This window comes from Streptomyces ochraceiscleroticus, from assembly GCF_000720485.1.
Classification (GTDB): Bacteria; Actinomycetota; Actinomycetes; order Streptomycetales; family Streptomycetaceae; genus Streptomyces; species Streptomyces ochraceiscleroticus.
In genome coordinates this window covers 1-309 of sequence record NZ_JOAX01000116.1, presented here as the reverse complement: position 1 = coordinate 309, position 309 = coordinate 1, and the positions used below count along the sequence as shown (strand labels likewise).

The window sequence follows — 309 nt, the reverse complement described above, 5'->3', positions numbered from 1 at the left end:
GCGTCCGTTCCTTGAGAACTCAACAGCGTGCCAAAAGTCAACGCCAGATATGTTGATACCCCGTCTCCAGCATCAGCTGGGACGAGGTTCCTTTGAAAAGTCCACCCGGCACTTGTTGCCCGGTGGCGCACACAGCGAGGACGCTGTGAACGACCGGACCTATTCCGTCCGCTCGTTCCGCTCTCGTGTGTGTTTCTCCCGATCACGGGAAAACATTCACGGAGAGTTTGATCCTGGCTCAGGACGAACGCTGGCGGCGTGCTTAACACATGCAAGTCGAACGATGAACCTCCTTCGGGAGGGGATTAG

At 56.6% G+C, this 309-nt stretch carries 1 rRNA gene; it reads left to right on the top strand.

Annotated features, from left to right (window positions below):
• Window positions 1–215: 215 nt before the first annotated feature.
• Window positions 216–309, top strand: a 16S ribosomal RNA gene (locus IG84_RS0137450); the annotation flags it as partial.